The following is a 16,603-nucleotide window of genomic DNA, read 5'->3' on the forward strand; positions in this document are numbered from 1 at the left end:
GATACTACACCTACACCAGTTGTAGTTTTTAGCCTTAACTGAACCGTATTGGACTATAGCCGCGATTTCTAATCGCTAGGGCTAGGGGCAAGATGTGAGTATATATTCATTTTCTATAACCCTATTGCCTATTGCCTATTGCCTATTGCCTACTTTTCAGCAAGCCCTAATTAGGTTTTGTAGCTGGATTGAGTTGTGTGGGTTGGCTAAGACTGCGGAAGTATAAGCTGCCTACAATCACCCAAAATAGCAGATAGCCGATCGCCTGAACAAGATAAAGTTTTTGAGTATAGCCAAATAGGGTTTTCAGCAAAATGCCAGGAAACTGGCGATCTGGTAAAATTCCTGATAAATCCCAAATTAAGGGGCCTAAAACGCATGAGGTGTTATCTAGTCCGCAAGTATGATGTACTGTGGAGTTGATTTGGCTAAAAGCTACAACAGCTGCATCTAGATGTCGTAAAGCCGAAATCACCAACCCAGACACGATAAGCAACAGTAATACACCCATCGCTTGAAAAAATTGTTGCAAATTAATCCGGATACTCCATTTGAATAACAGCATCCCTATTAAGACTGCCATACTTAATCCAGCGATCGCTCCCACTACAGGTATCCAGCCTTCGGAAAACTTAGCAACGATAAACACAGCCGTCTCTAAGCCTTCTCGAAATACAGCAATAAAAATCAGGCTAAAAATTGCCCAGGCTGCTTTGTGATTTTGCTCTAAAGCACTTTTCACCGAGCCTGCAATTTCGGCTTTGAGAAATTTAGCTTGTTGTGTCATCCAAATTAACATCCAACTGAGCATAGCGATCGCAATTACACCCAGTCCCATCTCAAATAATTGTTTGAAAACAGGTGCATAGATATACTCAGATGTCTGCAAGCCTTGGATACCTAAATTTAGCAACAAACCAACTACAAAACTAGCTACAGTCGCACTCAAAATTCCTAAATATACCCAACGATGCAGTTTTTGCTGTTCCGCCTGCTGTAAACAGGCAAAAACAATCCCGACAACTAAAGCAGCTTCTACACCTTCTCTCAAGGTGATCAAAAAAGTTGGTAACGCAGCACTCCAATTCATAAAATTACCGCTTGCTGCACTTGCTCCACTGTCAAATCTAAAGCACCTGCTATCTGTTCCACACTCAACCCCAAAGCCAACAAACGAGGAATAGCTTCTAACTTTGCTTCTTGTCTACCTTCTTGTCTACCTTCTTGTCTACCTTCTTGTCTACCTTCTTGTATTCCTATTTGTCTACCTTCTTGTCTTCCCTCTGCTAGTCCATCTTCCTTGATAGACTGATACATTCTGGTTTTTTTGAATTCGTCATCTATGCCTAACATAGCTGCTACCTCCTCTCGGCTTAAGTTGGTAAATTTGTATAGCAAGATCGTTTCTATCAATTCTACAATTTGTTTTTTGTTGACTTCATCTGTTAATTCTTGCTTTGCCTGTATAATCAGTCGTCTTCCTTGATCAATTGCTGCTGCTTCACTGGCAATGATTAATTGCACAATTGCCAATTGCAGGGGTTTTTCGGTGGCTGTACCTAATTCGTCTAAATAAATACGCTGTACTTGAAAACTATCCAACATCAAACGATAAGGTTCTTGATCATCTGTTTCTATGATGCGTTGGGGATAAATGACAACAGCACGCCAAAAATTTACAGATGGATTTTGCCGCAGGTACAGATGGATTTCGGCAAAGAAGCGCCGATAAAATTTGGCATCTAGCTGAAACTGGACTTCAACAAAATAGAGTGGTTCTTCTCTGGTTTCAGTTACAGGTTTAAATACTCCATCAATGCGGAAGGCGGTTTCCTTGACTTCAATTGACACAAACTCATAAGTATTTGGGTTAATCTCTGTGTTGCCAATAATGGCAAAAAATATACTTGGGAACGCCTGAAATAGGCTGTAGAATATTTTGTCTGTTTGCACCTGGATTTAAGCAATTAGTGAAGTAGGAAGAAAAATGTACGACGACGACCTGAACTGAAAAAATATTAAGATACAAAGCTTGTTAACATACCTAGCAGTTGATTAACCGGAGGTATATTATACTCCAGCAACCCGATGGTAACAATAGTTGCTTCTAATTTTAGAAATTTCCAGCGATCGCCTGTAGTGACGGTTCCGTAAATTGTGGGAATGGGAGTCTGATTTTGTTGATTAAATTTTTGAGCAGCAATCATAGACGCAATACACTGTCCTAACCCAGCATTTAAGTCTTCTCTTTTGGCTTCCACTATTACCACTGCTGGAGCTTCAATAAATAATTGTTCTGTTGATTTACTAATTAGAAAATCACAAACTCCGTTTAGCCCTAGCGAAGAATCAACAGTGAAATCAGTGCCGGAAAATAAGCTAATTTGGTTGGATAGCTTATCTTTAATTTCTAAAAGAACTGGAGAGATCAACCATTCAGACCTGGCTTTTTCTGTATTCACTGCTAGAGCTAATGGTAAGTGCTTTTCCAGAAATATGGATAAAAACTCGCTAGGAGTTATGGGTTCAATTTCCTCAAGAAATGTGGGACGCTCAACTATGGTGAGGTTAAATTCAGCTTTCACTTTCTTGAGGGTGAAATCGCTGTAAGACATAAGTTTACCTGTTGTACAACCGTACAAGGAAGCAACGCGAAAAAGTAATATCCTCGTGAAATAGGCAGAGGGAGCAGGGGGAGCAAAGAGACATTTTCAGTACTTTTTACTACCGAAATGGATTGCTCATACACTTATTTCTTTTTCTTCCCCTTCCTCCCCTGCTTCCGCATCTCACAAAATTGCATTGCTCCCTGTGCAATCCATCTCTACTAGAATATAGGTTATCTCCAATCAAAACGAAAAATTAGCTTGTGCATCATCTCACTTCAGAACACGAAGCTTCAGGTTTTTAAGATGAGCGTAGGCGTAGCCCGCCGCAGGCATAGCCCTTACAACCCCATCATCCCACCTCAGAACACGAAGCGAAGCTTCAAGTTTTTAAGATGAGCGATGCTCTTCTTGTTTTGAGGTGAGGCGATCGCATTAATCTAGTCAAGAGAAGCAGTAGAGAAAATTTAAAAACTTAATTGACAAACTTGACACATACTCATTAGCATTGTATTAGATGCTAATTAAATGTTTTTATGATAAACATCTCCAGAGATATACATTCTCTCACCGAGTTTAAACGTAATACTACTGAGTTTTTGCAGCAAATTAAGCAAACAAAACAACCCTTAGTGCTGACTGTTAATGGCAAAGCAGAGTTAGTTGTTCAAGATGCAGAATCTTATCAGGAACTTTTAGATGCTGCTGAGTTGGTAGAAACTTTAAAGGGCATTAAACAAGGTTTGGAACAGATGCAGGAAGGTAAAGGGACAAAAGCAGAAGATTTTTTCAATGAAATAGAACAAGAAATCCGTGATTTCTTGCCAAAACACCATAGACAACGTAATGAAGTGCTTGCGCGTATTCGTCAACGGGCGGAAGCTTTACCAATAGAAGCCGAAAGCCGGGTGCAAACTTGGAAATCAGCAGAACAATCCTGATGGTGATTGATACGATGGTGTTTGCCTATGCGCTCTTGCACGTAGAGGACAGATATGAACAGGCGATCGCCTTTTCAACCCCATCATTCCACCTCAGAACACGAAGTTTTCAGTAAAATCGTAGTACAAACATCTAAACCTACGATGGAAACTAATTTTGTAATTAATGAAAAGCTGCTAGATGAAGCAATTAGAGTCACTGGACTTAAGACGACACAAGAAGTAATTGAATTTGGACTGAAAACACTGATTAAACTAAAGCAGCAAGAAAAAATCAAGGCTTATCGAGGTAATCTCAAATGGGAAGGCAACCTTGATGAGAGCAGAACAAATTCATGATTCTTGTCGATTCAAGTGTATGGATAGACTATTTCAAACGATGAAACTAGCATCCACACAAATAAATTGTCTGGTCATAACTGTTCTTTGCTGGGAAACAAATCTTCGCTCAATTGTTGATCCCGTTCTTCTCGCATTTGGTGAATGATTTGGTCAATCTCTAGTTCAAAGGGTTGATTGTTACGCCGTTGCTGGATAGCTTGAGCATTAGATAAAATTCTTGATCGTAAGTTTTGCCAATTAGAATGAGCAATCGCCTTCATCACCCCATCATCCCACTTCAGAACACAAAGCTTCAGGTTTTTAAGATAAGCAATCGCCTTCATCACCCCATCATCCCACTTCAGAACACAAAGCTTCAGGTTTTTTAGATGAGCGATCGCCTTCATAACTCGATTATTCCACTTCCGAACACGAAGCTTCAAGTTTTTAGAGTGAGCGATCGCCTTCATCACCCCATCATCTCACTTCCGAACACGAAGCTTCAGGTTTTTAAGGTGAGCGATCGCCCTCACAACTCCATCATTCCAGTTCAGAACACGAATCTTGGAGATAAAAGCTTGATTGATGAGGTTGGGAACTTGAATATTACTGTTCTGATTGAAGAGAATCGCGCAAATTTGCTAAATTGTTACGTACAGTCACAGTTTTGGGATGATCTACCCCTAATCGTAGTTCTCGAATTTTCAAAGCTTGACTGTACAAAGGTTCGGCTTCACTGTATCTGCCTTGGGAGTCGTAGAGTCCCGCTAGGTTGTTGAGACTCATGGCGACAGAGGGATGTTCTTCTCCCAGCAGCTTGCGGTAGAGTGCTAAAGCTTGGACGTACAAAGGTTCGGCTTCGCTGTATTTGCCTTGGGAGTCGTAGAGATACGCGAGGTTGTTGAGGCTAGTGGCGACAGAGGGATGTTCTTCTCCCAGCAGCTTGCGCCTAAGTGCTAAAGCTTGGATGTATAAAGGTTCGGCTTCGCTGTCTCTGCCTTGGGATTCGTAGAGTCCCGCTAGGTTGTTGAGGCTAGTGGCGACATGGGGATGTTCTTCTCCCAGCAGCTTGCGGCAGAGTGCTAAAGCTTGGATGTACAAAGGTTCGGCTTCGCTGTCTCTGCCTTGGGATTCGTAGAGTCCCGCGAGGTTGTTGAGGCTCATGGCAACATCGGGATGTTCTTCTCCCAGCAGCTTGCGGTAGAGTGCTAAAGCTTGGACGTACAAAGGTTCGGCTTCGCTGTATCTGCCTTGGGAGTCGTAGAGTCCCGCTAGGTTGTTGAGACTCATGGCGACATCGGGGTGTTCTTCTCCCAGCAGCTTGCGCCTAAGTGCTAAAGCTTGGATGTACAAAGGTTCGGCTTCGCTGTATCTGCCTTGGGATTTGTAGAGATACGCTAAGTTGTTGAGGCTCATAGCGACAGAGGGATGTTCTTCTCCCAGCAGTTTGCGATAAAGTGCTAAAGCTTGGATGTACAAAGGTTCGGCTTCGCTATATCTGCCTTGGGAGTCGTAGAGAGACGCTAGGTTGTTGAGGCTAGTGGCTAACTCTTTCTCTAAACCTAACTGTTTTTGCAATTCTACAGCCTTGTTTAAATACTTAATTCCTAATTCTTGCTCTTTTTTATAATCTTGACACTCACCCCGGTCAAGTCTTTTTCGATAAATATCTCCTAAGCTAAAGTATAAAGTCGCTAAAGTTGTATCTTTAACACGTCGCTGTTCAGCATCTTGAATAAAACTTTGCAAGTCTTCTATGGGTAATAAATAATCATTTTCATCATCAAAACCTGAAATCTCATGATCACTGAAAGCAAAACGAATTGGCTCTAATTCTCTCCCAGAAATAGTATTCTTCTTCCTAGACACAAACCGAAAAACACCATTGCGCCAACTCCAAAAATCAGGTGTTTTTTTAATTAACTCAATTAATATTTGATTAGTCACCCATAAGACGATCGCAAAGGGAAATTCCCTTAATCCTTCCCTAGTCCACTGCAAGTAACCGAAAAAAATCTCTTGTTCGGAACGTTCCTCACCCAGTTTGAGAAAATAAAGCTGTTCTGCACCAGTTACAGTAATTACTGCTGGGTGATGTTGTCGCAAATATTCTTCACTTTTCACCAGTTGAGCAACAGCAGCCCTCAGACTCGGCTCACCCCTTGCCAATGTCACGCGATAGCAACGGATGTTTGGTTGTAATTCTGCTTCATACTGAGCAATAATTTCATCACGAGAACTAGCATCATCACAAACGCCAATTAGTAAGTTTAAGCGATGTGCTTTAGCTTCAATCGAAACAATTAAATCATCATAAGCATCTCTGTTTTCATCATCTGTTAATAAGTCTTCATCCATCATTAATCAACCCCCTACGTTTCAAAGTTTCTACAAGAATGGGGTGAACATCATACCAAGTTTCATCATTACGATATTCCAAAACATACAACCCATGCAGTAATTCTAAAAACTCCTGCTGTTGTACATCTTCCGGCTCGAACTGCTCATAAGTCACTTGCAAAATTTCAAAATCGTCTTTTCCTAAACGCATAGAAAGGTCATTACGAATTTGCTTAATTGCTTGCTCGATAATTTGGTCGTCAATGACAACTTTTTCTCCTGGTTTCTGCCTAATGAGTCGTAAACAAATCCGGCAACACCCATTAGCCAGCCGAATCAACTCTCGCAACACTCCGCCACTGTAAACAACAATTTTCTCTGCGGCTGATTTATCTATTAGTTCACCAGAAATGCGTTTTTGTAATATTTCACATAAAATATTTGTAGCTTCACTTCGAGGCTGGGCATTAGGTAAGCGTTTGTCACTCTTAGCAAAAATTTTGATCACAGGCATGACCACAGTTTGATAATTAGTTTCTGCGCTAATAAGTGGCCAAAGAAAAGTGTCACACATGACTGCAATTGGAATAGTATAAATAATGCGAATATTCGGTTGAAACAGAGCTTTAATATTATCTCGATAAATATCGTTGACTCTTCCCAAATCTAGTTTATCCAAATCATCAATAATGACTATTACTTCTTTTTGAGCAGCGACTTGAATCAACGCGGCAATTTCATTAATTCGGGCAACTAAATCCGAGATTTTGCGTTCAAATTCCTGGGTAATTTCCTCTCTAACTTTCGCATCAGCTTTTAATTGAGCTTTCAGAAAACTGAGTAAATCAAAACCCAACTCCAGCCCAGCCCCTAGCTCTACCTCTGTAGTCCGAGTCCGAGTGGCAAACCACCCATAGATTTGGTCTTTAGTAGTTTGAGGAATTTGTACTTTGCGGGCTTCGGCTTCAGACATTAAATTAAGAGCGATCGCAAACAAAATATTGATATGATTAACCGCCGACATTTCAATACTGTCAGCGATTGAAAATAAAACTACAAAATAATTATTTTGAATCTGTTTACTAAACTTAGCTAACAAAGAAGATTTACCACATCCCCGATGCCCCGTAAATACAATCTTGCCATCACCATTAGGGCTATCTTCAACTAATTGAATTAAGTCTGCTATTAAATCCTTACCATAATCTACTCGAAAATCTTCCATTGTTTTCTCTTCCATCAAGGGAAACAATTCGAGATTGCTATACGCTTGCTGAAAAGACTTTAATAATTCCTCAGACATAAGTGATCACCATACAACTTAACTATTCATTTCATCCTCATCTTTGCATGATTATAATTCTGTGCCTACATTTTTCAATCCTAACCATTTTCCAAAAACAATACCCCTCTCCGCCACCGGAAAGGGGTTTACACTCAGCACTCACTACTCAGCACTCAGCACTTTAATAAGCGTCTTGCAACTCGTAGAAATCAGGCGAGATGTAATCTTTCCGCAAAGGCCAACCCACCCAATCTTCTGGCATTAAGATGCGCTTCAAATTGGGGTGTCCTTCGTAGATAATGCCGAATAGATCGTAGGTTTCGCGCTCTTGCCAGTCGGCAGTTTTCCAAATCCAGTACACTGAGGGCAATACTGGGTTTTCTCGTGGTAAGAAGACTTTTACCCTAATTTCTTCCGGCTTGTCAGCATTATCACCCACCTTAACCAAGTGGTAGACGCTGACTAAATCCTGTCCTGGGCCGAGGTCGATACCGGATTGGAATTGGAGATAATTAAACCCGTAAGCATACAGGGCTGTAGCGATAGGGAGCAAGAAATCTGGCTCCACTTTAATTATCTCGACTCCGTTCTTGTCGGCTGCCAGAGACTCGTGATCAAAACCATTTTCCGTTAACCACTGAGAAACTGCCCCAGATGGAACGATCGCTTCTTCTGCTGCTGGTACTGGTTTTAGTTCTTCATCAGCCACGTTTTTGTTCCTCCTTCTGAGTTTGTCCTGTCAGCAACGCTGGGGGAACTGGTAAACCAATGGCTTCAGCCAATTCTTTGGGTGGGTTGAAGCGAGTGTCTGACTGCATATATTTACCAGTCAAAATGTCTGGTACTGGCTTCAAGTTATGAGTGGTGCTGTAGAAACGGTGAGTTTGTCTAATCAAACTCCTCTCCTGCATGGAATCGTTAGCAATTTTTTTCCGTAGCTTGATAATTGCATCGATGATCGCTTCAGGACGGGGAGGACAACCGGGTAGGTACACATCCACAGGAATCAACTTATCCACACCACGTACAGCCGTGGGAGAATCAACGCTAAACATCCCGCCAGTAATTGTACAAGCACCCATCGCAATTACATACTTAGGTTCGGGCATTTGTTCATAAAGACGCACCAACTGGGGGGCCATCTTCATGGTAATTGTGCCGGCGGTAATAATTAAGTCGGCTTGACGGGGACTAGAACGGGGAATTAACCCAAAGCGATCGAAGTCAAAACGCGAACCAATCAAAGCTGCAAACTCAATAAAGCAGCAAGCTGTACCAAACAACAACGGCCACAGACTCGAAAGCCGCGCCCAGTTATAAAGGTCATCAACCGTGGTTAAAATCACGTTTTCCGAAAGGTCTTGAGTGACTGTAGGACGCTCAATGGGGTTGATGATTCGCTCTTTGTCCTGGGTGGTTAAATTAGAATTCAAGACCATTCCAAAGCTCCTTTACGCCATGCGTAAACTAAGGCTACTACAAGAATTGCAATAAAAATCAGTGCCTCAATGAATGCCAATAGCCCTAGACGGTGAAAAGCAACTGCCCAAGGATATAAAAACACAGTCTCCACGTCAAAGACAACGAAGACCAGGGCAAACATATAGTAGCGGATGTTGAATTGAATCCAGGCTCCGCCAATTGGCTCCATCCCAGATTCATAGGTGGTGCGACGTTCCAGGCTATTACCAGTTGGTCTGAGGAGCTTGGAAGCTGAAAGCGCTAAGGCAGGTACTAGGCTACAGATAATGAGAAAGCCTAGAAGGTACTCGTAACCGCTAAGGACAAACACAATGAATATCTACCGCGTATGGTGTAAATAAGGCTGTTACTTTCTTTTACATTATATCTTTTTGGCTTTTCTGAAATCTGGGCAACAGACGCATTTCCAGTATTTGATTCATTTGTGCTAGTGATAGAAAACTCTAACGGATATGTCATAATTTTTAACGTATATTTAAGATTTCTTCTTGGTGAGATTTTAGCCATGAGCGAACCAGCTGTTGAAAATACAGTCTTAGACCGCTTTGAGTGTCGCTCCTGCGGTTATATTTACGAACCTGAAAAAGGGGACGATAAGCATGACATTCCGTCAGGGACAGCCTTTGCTGAATTGCCCGTAAATTGGCGTTGTCCAGTTTGTACGGCAAAAAAGGCAGCTTTTAGCAACATTGGCCCGGCAGGTACAGCCTCTGGTTTTAGAGAAAATCTGGGTTTTGGTTTGGGTGTAAATACACTCACCCCAGGACAAAAGAATATCTTGATTTTTGGTGCTTTGGCTCTAGGGTTCTTGTTTTTTATGAGTCTCTATGGGTTGCAGTAGGGATGGGGAGATGGGGGGATGGGGAAGCAGAGGAGGCAGGGGAGGCAGGGGAGCAGGGGAGCAGAGGGGAATAATTAATGAATACTCATTCATCACTCAGGACTCAGCACTCAGCACTCTCTCACTGCCTCACTCCCTCACTCATCACTCAGCACGGGCTAAACGCCCCGCTTCCGCTAACAGCACTCATTTAGAGAAACCTTACACAAATTTAGAAACGACTACAAAAAATCTGATGCGATCAATGGTTATTGTGAAAAGTTGGCAGAAAATATTTTCTTTGTTGATGGTGGTGCTTTTGTGCATTGGTTGTAGTAAGGTTCCTTCTACCACTTACAACCCTTGGGCAGTTATTTCTTTGCCAACGGAGGCTAAGTTGCTGGATATTGCCTTTACTGGTAATCCTCAGCATGGTTTTTTGGTTGGTAGTAAAGCCACGCTTCTGGAAACCAATGATGGTGGTAATACTTGGCAACCAATGAATTTATCACTGGATGATGATAGATACCGTTTTGACTCGGTGAGTTTTGCGGGTAAAGAGGGTTGGATTGCTGGGGAGCCTTCTTTATTACTACATACTACTGATGAGGGTCGTTCTTGGTCACGGATTGCTTTAAGCGAAAAGTTACCAGGAAACCCAATTGCTATCCAGGCTTTAGCAGCAAACTCGGCGGAGATGGCGACAGATGTGGGAGCTATCTATAAAACCACAGATGGTGGTAAAAACTGGAAAGCTCAGGTAGAAGCGGCTGTTGGGGTTGTACGTAACTTGGAACGTTCTGCTGATGGTAAGTATGTGGCAGTTTCGGCTAAGGGTAGTTTCTATTCTGTGTGGGAACCGGGACAAAATGCCTGGGTTCCTCATAATCGCAACAGTTCCCGCCGTGTAGAAAATATGGGCTTTTCCCAGGATGGACAGTTGTGGTTGCTGGCTAGAGGTGGTCAGGTACAGTTTAGTGACCCGGCTAAACCGGAAGAGTGGCTAGATGCAGAAAACCCGGAACTGTCTACCAGTTGGGGTTTGCTGGATTTGGCTTATCGCACACCCACAGAAATTTGGGTCAGTGGCGGTAGTGGAAATTTATTGCTGAGTACTGATGGTGGTAAAACCTGGGAGAAAGACCGAGATGTAGAAGAAGTCGCAGCTAATTTTTACAAGGTGATCTTTCTCAACGAAAATCAGGGGTTTGTGATTGGCGATCGCGGTGTCTTGCTAAAATACCAACCTGATGTAGCTAAATCTCCCGAAGTACAACCTGCTGCTTAGGTATCCAAAATTGTTTTCTGAGAAGAACGTTGCAAGATGTAACTCTTTCTAAACTTTGTAGGATAATAAACTCAATAGTAATCATTCTGAAGGTAGGGATCTAAATGTCAGGGACTACTGGGGAACGTCCGTTTTCCGATATTATTACCAGTGTTCGTTACTGGGTAATTCACAGTATCACCATTCCAGCTCTATTTATCGCTGGTTGGCTATTTGTCAGCACAGGCCTTGCTTACGATGTGTTTGGTACTCCTCGTCCTAATGAGTATTTCACACAAGCACGGCAAGAACTGCCCATTGTGAATAATCGTTTTGAAGCCAAAAAACAAGTTGAACAACTTATAGGAAAGTAGTTTGCCATCATGACTAGCGGTAATAACATCAATCAACCTGTTACCTATCCTATTTTTACGGTGCGATGGCTAGCAGTTCACACACTAGCTGTACCTACTGTATTCTTTTTGGGCGCGATCGCCTCAATGCAGTTTATTCAACGCTAGTTTTTCACTAGGAGTAAATCATGGAAAGAACGCCCAATCCTAATAATCAGCCGGTAGAACTAAACCGGACTTCGCTTTACCTGGGACTATTACTGATCTTTGTTCTAGGGATTCTCTTCTCCAGTTATTTCTTTAACTAACTGGAAAGTTGTTTTGAATTTTCGTTTATTTAACCTGTGTTGATTTGTTGTTAAGGGAGGAGAAGTCGTGTCAGCAGGAAGTGGGAGAATACCCCTGTGGGTCGTCGCTACGATCGCAGGTTTAGGCGTAATTACTGTTGTAGGTATCTTTTTCTATGGAGCCTACGCTGGAATCGGTTCTTCAATTTAATTAGACTGGATTTTCTAGCTTTTGTTTAGAAAATAGCATTAAAATACCGCCTGTCTCTTACAGATAGGCGGTATTATTTTTAGTCATTAGTCATTAGTCATTAGAAAAGTAGGTTGGGTTGAGGCTTTGCGTAACCCAACATGATCTGAGCAACTCAATGTCAGTAAATAGGTGAGTTCATTAGAAGTACGTTGGGTTGAGGCTTTGGGAAACCCAACACCTTGATCTATGTTGGGTTTTTAAGATTCATGTTGGGTTGCGCTTCGCTTAACCCAACCTACGCCTGACGTAATTCGTAATACGTAATACGTAATTACAATCTCCATCAATAAATTCAGAAATGTAGTGATGAATGTGCTTTATATTTTGATTGGTGATCAGTATTGTACGTGTTGCCAACCATATTGTAGAGACGTTGCATTGCAACGTCTCTACAGGATCTTGGTGATATGCAAGGGTAAAAGCTGAATAAGTAATAGGTGAAAACTGTAGCGTTAAGTCACATATTACTTATCATACTTGGGTGCATTAAGCAATATCTTCGCTCTCGATGTAGACAAAGAGAAATGCGAAGGTGACAATTGGTAGAACCCAACCAATAACGGGAACAAAGATAGCAGACAAGTAAGAAGTGCTAGCCAAGATAGAAGGCACAAATTCTAATGCCATAGTAAATTTTCCTCTTAAATCACACTACAATTCAAAATGAGCTTACTGCAAATTTAGCCAGTTTTTTAAAATTCTCAAGATTTTTAACACAGTCTCGGTTGAGCCAGTATTTATAAGCCAAGTAAGTCATTTAATGTGACATCAGGTAAGTCAGGAGGAATTACTGTTTTGACTACTGTAACTTTATGACTTTCTTGTTGAGTGACAGTGTTGAGGGCGATCGCTTCTAAACGAATTTCTAAGCAGCCAAAGGGAATATTTAGCTGTGTCATTACTTCCAGATTTCCACTAGAGTTGGGTAGCAAATCTGTGAGCAAGTGGGGGCCATCTAATAACCAACGAGTTTGGCAATCTTCCACCCACAACTTAATTACAACTTGTGGTGCTACTTGTGGTAGTTCTACCCGCACTCTGATCAATTTACCAGCAACTAGTTCTCCTTCCGGTACATATAGTTGGGGAATGGGTAAGGGTTCTTGAATTCCTGGGGGAGCGATCGCTTGCTGATCTTCTGCTACAAATTTATTTGTTGTTTGTTGTTCCGGTTCGCTCTCACCATCATCGACAACAATTTCCTGGGTTAACCAAGTCTCTGGGATGGGAGTTGGTGTTTCTGGTTCTAAGGAAACGGTGTCTAATTCTGTGGTTTCCTGATTTTCTGCTGCTATCACCATCTCTTGTGATGAAAAACTAGTTTCCTCGTCGCCAGTTTCCCTACTCAGGGTGGGGGTATGTGGTTCTTCTGGGGTTATTTGCTGGGTGGGCAGATCATCATCGGGATTTGGGGAAATGGAGGTAGGTGGTTCTTCTGGGGTTATTTGCTGGGTGGGCAGATCATCATCGAAAGTTGGGGAAATAGGGGTAGGTGGTGCTTCTGGGGTTATTTGCTCATGATCTGTTTGGGGAAAAACTTCTGGTACAGAGTAGCCTTGACTCTGCATCCACTTGCGAATGAGAGGGGAAGAGTAAGGACTGACTGGGGTGACGGATTTTTCTGTGATAAAGCGATCGCTGACATCAGCCACGGGTGCTGAGGCTGTTAATTCTGTGGTTTCTGTGGGTGCTGATACTACATCAGCTTGAGTTGGCAAAGTATCTAGCGCATCCTCTAATTTATCTTCTTGTGGTGTGAGTGGTAGAGCAACTTGTGGCGATGTTTCCTCAACTAGGGGATTTAATTCGTCGGTAACTGGGCTGGTGGTGATTTCCTCTGGGCTAAGTGAAGTTGGTAGAGGTTTTAATTCCTCAGTAACTGCGCTGGCTGCGATTTCATCTGGGCTAGGCAAGGTTGAGAGAGGTTTTAAGTAAGGTAAGGTACTGCCTAAAATCCGCGATCGCTTTTGTTTAATTAGCAGTTGTTCTAAGTTAATTGGTGCAGGTGTTAAGGGGACTGTCGTTTCTTCTTGTTCTGGAGAAATAATTTCTAAAGCTGGTTCCGTAACTAAGTCAGGCGGAACACTGGTATCAATGGGATTTTCTGGCAGTTTTGGTAATTGTGGTATGCGTATATCTGCTGTTTTCTGGAACAGTGATGAGTCAATTTGCTCTGGTATGGGTGTGGTGACTGAGGGAAAAATGGGTGCAGATGTGGGAGGTGTTTTAACTAGATTGAATAGTCCTAAATCGATGCTGGGTGTTGGTACATCTGGTGCAGTTTCCCTTGGTTCATTAACTGGAGTAGCTGGTGATGGATGTGTAACTGCGAGTAAATCTGCAACATCTGCTGTAATTGTGAATGACTGATTTGCTAACAGTGTCACTTCTCCACTATTGGCAACAGCGCCAGACAGACTAATATCTGCCAAAATTAGCTTAGATTCACAGTCAGCCGGAATATCGATGACGGAACGAATTGTTAAAGGTAGTGATTTATCGGCTAGGGATTGTCTAATCTGGGTTAAGAGTTCTGATCTTTGAGGCGATCGCAGTTCGATTTTCAGTTCCAAGTTGTAGAGGTGTTCTATCTTTGCCAACTGGGAATCTGCTGCTAACTCTACCTGTCCATAAATCGTTAGTAAATGTCCCCAACGAGTGATGTAGGTTTCCCGATCTAAAGTTAGGCTCAGAGGCAGTGATGGTTGCTGTATCGGCTCATCTTCGACTATTTCTTCTGGTAACAGAGATTCGGTAGTCGGTAAAGCTAAATCAATTAAGTTTTGTAAAATTTGTTCTGCTGTTTCACCCTTCACCCACACTGGGTTAACTGGCTCATTAATGGCTGCGTCTTCTTGATCTGGGGAAAACTCTGTACTCAGCCAATAACTCTGAGTATTCGGTGGCAAGCTACTATCAGGCAGGGGATTGGACGTTACATTACTTTCTGTCGCTGATTGTGGCTGATCTGGTAATGGCGGGATGACTTGCAGATTAACACTATATTGCCAGGATTGACCAAGCATATCTGACATCAAATCGCCAGAACAGCGTAACTCCCAAAGGCCAGATTTGAGGTAAGTAAAGGGAATTACTGCCATTAAACCTTCTGCATTAGTGCGACGCGATCGCTTTTGCACTCTGCGCTTGGGTGGAACTTCCTCGGTAGAAAAGTGAGTGACGCGCACTTCCATATCAGTATTAGGTAGGTGAGAACGAGCTAAAACTCGATACCTACCCTCGAAAATCTCTGTGTTTGGCGATTCCAGAGCTTGCCAAGAGCGATCGCCCTGTTTCTGAATCAGAAATTGCCACTGTTCCATTGTAAGTGATGCCCAGACCGAAAATCAGCTGAGTAATATTTTGTCTTATATTGCTTGCAGTTTACCTCAGCAATCGGTAATTGCATACTTGTAATTTAAGATTTTGATTTAAAAACTGTAAACTCAGAGATTGCACCTAACTGAATAAACACGTAAGAAGCAAATAACCAGCGCAAAATATTACAATAAGTGAAGAAGCACAAGGCAAAGGTCAGAGAGCAAAAAAGTAGACAATTGTCTACAGCAATGGTTGATATCATTAATTAATGCAGCTTCAAAAGCTTTAGCCATTTAGGACATAATTTATGTCGTCAGTCACGATAAATTTGCCAGAAGAAGTATTTAGCTCCCGTCGCCTGACTCCAGAAGAATTTGTGCGTGATATGCGCCTGGCTGCTGCTATCTACTGGTATCAAAAGCAGGAAATCTCTATGGAGAAAGCAGCCAATGTTGCTGGGTTAAACCGCCGAGACTTTCTTGCTGTCTTAGCCCGTGAACAAGTAGATGTCTTCGCTGTTGACCTTGATGATTTACAGCGTGAGTTAAACCGTGACTGAACTGCCTGCTATCAACACATCTCCACTAATTTTTTTGACCAAGGGCGGCTTTGTCGATTTGTTGCTCCTAATTACTTTTGGCAGATATTACTCCTACTTGACTTCGCGGACTTTACCTAGACGAGTGAAACGAATTTCAATCCGCCTGCGTGTTACGTCATCTTGACGGGCGATCGCTGAAACTTTTTGCCTATTTTGGTCATTTTTGGGTAAAATCAATTGTGCTGCCGAATAGGCTCGAAATGAGAGTCCTGACAATTTCTGCTGTTTCCTTTGGATATCCCGCAGTACGTTGACTACAGCTAAAGCACGCATCAAGCCTAAATCAGCATTAGAACCAGCGCGCAGATTAGTTACTGGTAATTCACCTCTGTTGACTTTTTCTAGATTTAAATCTAAATTACTCACCACATTACCATTAGGTTGTCCGTCGGTATGACCGATAATTTCGACAACATTGATTTTGTATTTTTTGGTGTTCAATTCTATTTCAGGGACAATTTTATTTAAAATATTCGCAACCATTTTTGGAGAGATGGCTGCACTACCTGAAGCAAAGCGATAATCACCTGTATCGGGAATTTCAATAATTGGTGGTGTGTCTGTTGGTACTGAGCTTTGTTTTGATATAACTGAGGTGACAATAGTGATTAATAAAAACAAAATTAATATCAAAAAAGCATTAGACATTAAATCTGTAAAAGCTGGCCAAATGTTCAAGTCTTCATCAGTGTTTGTCTGTCTTGAGCGATGAGCCATAAGGTTGAT

At 42.1% G+C, this 16,603-nt stretch carries 20 protein-coding genes and 1 pseudogene; 9 read left to right on the plus strand and 12 right to left on the minus strand.

Annotated elements, in window-relative coordinates:
- Positions 1-166: 166 nt before the first annotated feature.
- From FD725_RS23950 to FD725_RS23960, 3 genes are all read right to left on the minus strand, one after another.
- Positions 167-1,090: an FTR1 family protein gene (locus tag FD725_RS23950; RefSeq protein WP_179050465.1), complete on the minus strand. Its 924-nt coding sequence runs from the start codon at positions 1,088-1,090 to the stop codon at positions 167-169.
- Positions 1,087-1,953 carry an Rpn family recombination-promoting nuclease/putative transposase gene (locus FD725_RS23955; RefSeq protein ID WP_179050466.1) on the minus strand — a complete coding sequence of 289 codons (867 nt, stop codon included), beginning with the start codon at positions 1,951-1,953 and terminating at the stop codon, positions 1,087-1,089. Before FD725_RS23955 ends, FD725_RS23950 begins: the two co-directional genes overlap by 4 nt.
- Positions 1,954-2,018: 65 nt before the next feature.
- Entirely contained in the window at positions 2,019-2,615 is a 597-nt protein-coding gene (locus FD725_RS23960) for a hypothetical protein (protein ID WP_179050467.1), read from the minus strand.
- A 527-nt stretch (positions 2,616-3,142) separates the two neighbouring features.
- Between FD725_RS23960 and FD725_RS23965 the strand changes: the two are divergent.
- Positions 3,143-3,406: pseudogene (locus tag FD725_RS23965) on the plus strand (type II toxin-antitoxin system Phd/YefM family antitoxin); the annotation flags it as partial.
- Between the two features lie 195 nt (positions 3,407-3,601).
- On the plus strand, positions 3,602-3,886 hold the full coding sequence (locus FD725_RS23970; RefSeq protein ID WP_256871729.1) for a type II toxin-antitoxin system VapB family antitoxin: 285 nt from the start codon (positions 3,602-3,604) through the stop codon (positions 3,884-3,886).
- 74 nt (positions 3,887-3,960) lie between these two features.
- Here the strand turns inward: FD725_RS23970 and FD725_RS23975 are convergent, their stop codons facing one another.
- The 6 genes from FD725_RS23975 to ndhC all read right to left on the minus strand — a co-directional run bounded on the left by FD725_RS23975 (position 3,961) and on the right by ndhC (position 9,285).
- A complete protein-coding gene (locus FD725_RS23975; protein ID WP_256871730.1) occupies positions 3,961-4,341 on the minus strand; it encodes a hypothetical protein in 381 nt (126 codons plus the stop codon).
- 133 nt (positions 4,342-4,474) lie between these two features.
- The gene (locus FD725_RS23980) at positions 4,475-6,229 is read right to left on the minus strand and encodes a tetratricopeptide repeat protein (protein WP_179050468.1); all 1,755 of its coding nucleotides are present in this window, start codon (positions 6,227-6,229) and stop codon (positions 4,475-4,477) included.
- The gene (locus FD725_RS23985) at positions 6,219-7,511 is read right to left on the minus strand and encodes an ATP-binding protein (protein ID WP_179050469.1); all 1,293 of its coding nucleotides are present in this window, start codon (positions 7,509-7,511) and stop codon (positions 6,219-6,221) included. Before FD725_RS23985 ends, FD725_RS23980 begins: the two co-directional genes overlap by 11 nt.
- 163 nt (positions 7,512-7,674) lie before the next feature.
- Positions 7,675-8,202 carry an NAD(P)H-quinone oxidoreductase subunit J gene (locus FD725_RS23990; protein WP_179050470.1) on the minus strand — a complete coding sequence of 176 codons (528 nt, stop codon included), beginning with the start codon at positions 8,200-8,202 and terminating at the stop codon, positions 7,675-7,677.
- Complete coding sequence (ndhK, locus tag FD725_RS23995; RefSeq protein ID WP_179050471.1) at positions 8,195-8,932, minus strand: photosynthetic/respiratory NAD(P)H-quinone oxidoreductase subunit K; 738 nt, start codon at positions 8,930-8,932, stop codon at positions 8,195-8,197. The genes FD725_RS23990 and ndhK overlap by 8 nt, the downstream gene beginning before the upstream one ends.
- The gene (gene ndhC / locus FD725_RS24000) at positions 8,923-9,285 is read right to left on the minus strand and encodes a photosynthetic/respiratory NAD(P)H-quinone oxidoreductase subunit C (protein ID WP_010997983.1); all 363 of its coding nucleotides are present in this window, start codon (positions 9,283-9,285) and stop codon (positions 8,923-8,925) included. The genes ndhK and ndhC overlap by 10 nt, the downstream gene beginning before the upstream one ends.
- Positions 9,286-9,480: 195 nt before the next feature.
- Between ndhC and FD725_RS24005 the strand changes: the two genes are divergently transcribed.
- From FD725_RS24005 to FD725_RS24030, 6 genes are all read left to right on the plus strand, one after another.
- Positions 9,481-9,816 carry a rubredoxin gene (locus FD725_RS24005; protein ID WP_179050472.1) on the plus strand — a complete coding sequence of 112 codons (336 nt, stop codon included), beginning with the start codon at positions 9,481-9,483 and terminating at the stop codon, positions 9,814-9,816.
- 244 nt (positions 9,817-10,060) lie between these two features.
- Positions 10,061-11,083 carry a photosynthesis system II assembly factor Ycf48 gene (locus FD725_RS24010; protein ID WP_179051669.1) on the plus strand — a complete coding sequence of 341 codons (1,023 nt, stop codon included), beginning with the start codon at positions 10,061-10,063 and terminating at the stop codon, positions 11,081-11,083.
- Between the two features lie 104 nt (positions 11,084-11,187).
- Positions 11,188-11,436 (plus strand): cytochrome b559 subunit alpha, encoded by a 249-nt coding sequence (psbE, locus tag FD725_RS24015; protein WP_179050473.1) that lies wholly within the window; start codon positions 11,188-11,190, stop codon positions 11,434-11,436.
- Positions 11,437-11,445: 9 nt separating this feature from the next.
- Positions 11,446-11,583, plus strand: coding sequence for a cytochrome b559 subunit beta (gene psbF / locus FD725_RS24020; RefSeq protein WP_011318656.1), 138 nt, complete (start codon positions 11,446-11,448; stop codon positions 11,581-11,583).
- A gap of 20 nt (positions 11,584-11,603) precedes the next feature.
- Positions 11,604-11,723 carry a photosystem II reaction center protein L gene (locus FD725_RS24025; protein ID WP_071989460.1) on the plus strand — a complete coding sequence of 40 codons (120 nt, stop codon included), beginning with the start codon at positions 11,604-11,606 and terminating at the stop codon, positions 11,721-11,723.
- Positions 11,724-11,790: 67 nt separating this feature from the next.
- Complete coding sequence (locus FD725_RS24030) at positions 11,791-11,913, plus strand: photosystem II reaction center protein J (RefSeq protein ID WP_010997989.1); 123 nt, start codon at positions 11,791-11,793, stop codon at positions 11,911-11,913.
- A 528-nt stretch (positions 11,914-12,441) separates the two neighbouring features.
- Here the strand turns inward: FD725_RS24030 and psaI are convergent.
- Together psaI and FD725_RS24040 are read right to left on the minus strand one after the other, a co-directional pair.
- On the minus strand, positions 12,442-12,582 hold the full coding sequence (psaI, locus tag FD725_RS24035) for a photosystem I reaction center subunit VIII (protein ID WP_179050474.1): 141 nt from the start codon (positions 12,580-12,582) through the stop codon (positions 12,442-12,444).
- 110 nt (positions 12,583-12,692) lie between these two features.
- Positions 12,693-15,278: a hypothetical protein gene (locus FD725_RS24040; protein ID WP_179050475.1), complete on the minus strand. Its 2,586-nt coding sequence runs from the start codon at positions 15,276-15,278 to the stop codon at positions 12,693-12,695.
- A 305-nt stretch (positions 15,279-15,583) separates the two neighbouring features.
- Between FD725_RS24040 and FD725_RS24045 the strand changes: the two genes are divergently transcribed.
- Positions 15,584-15,835: a UPF0175 family protein gene (locus FD725_RS24045; RefSeq protein WP_179050476.1), complete on the plus strand. Its 252-nt coding sequence runs from the start codon at positions 15,584-15,586 to the stop codon at positions 15,833-15,835.
- A gap of 93 nt (positions 15,836-15,928) precedes the next feature.
- On the opposite strand, the gene FD725_RS24050 is transcribed toward FD725_RS24045, so the two are convergent.
- Positions 15,929-16,594: a flagellar motor protein gene (locus FD725_RS24050; protein WP_179050477.1), complete on the minus strand. Its 666-nt coding sequence runs from the start codon at positions 16,592-16,594 to the stop codon at positions 15,929-15,931.
- Positions 16,595-16,603 lie beyond the last annotated feature (9 nt).

It is taken from the genome of Nostoc sp. TCL26-01 (assembly GCF_013393945.1).
In the GTDB taxonomy this organism is placed as follows: domain Bacteria; phylum Cyanobacteriota; class Cyanobacteriia; order Cyanobacteriales; family Nostocaceae; genus Trichormus.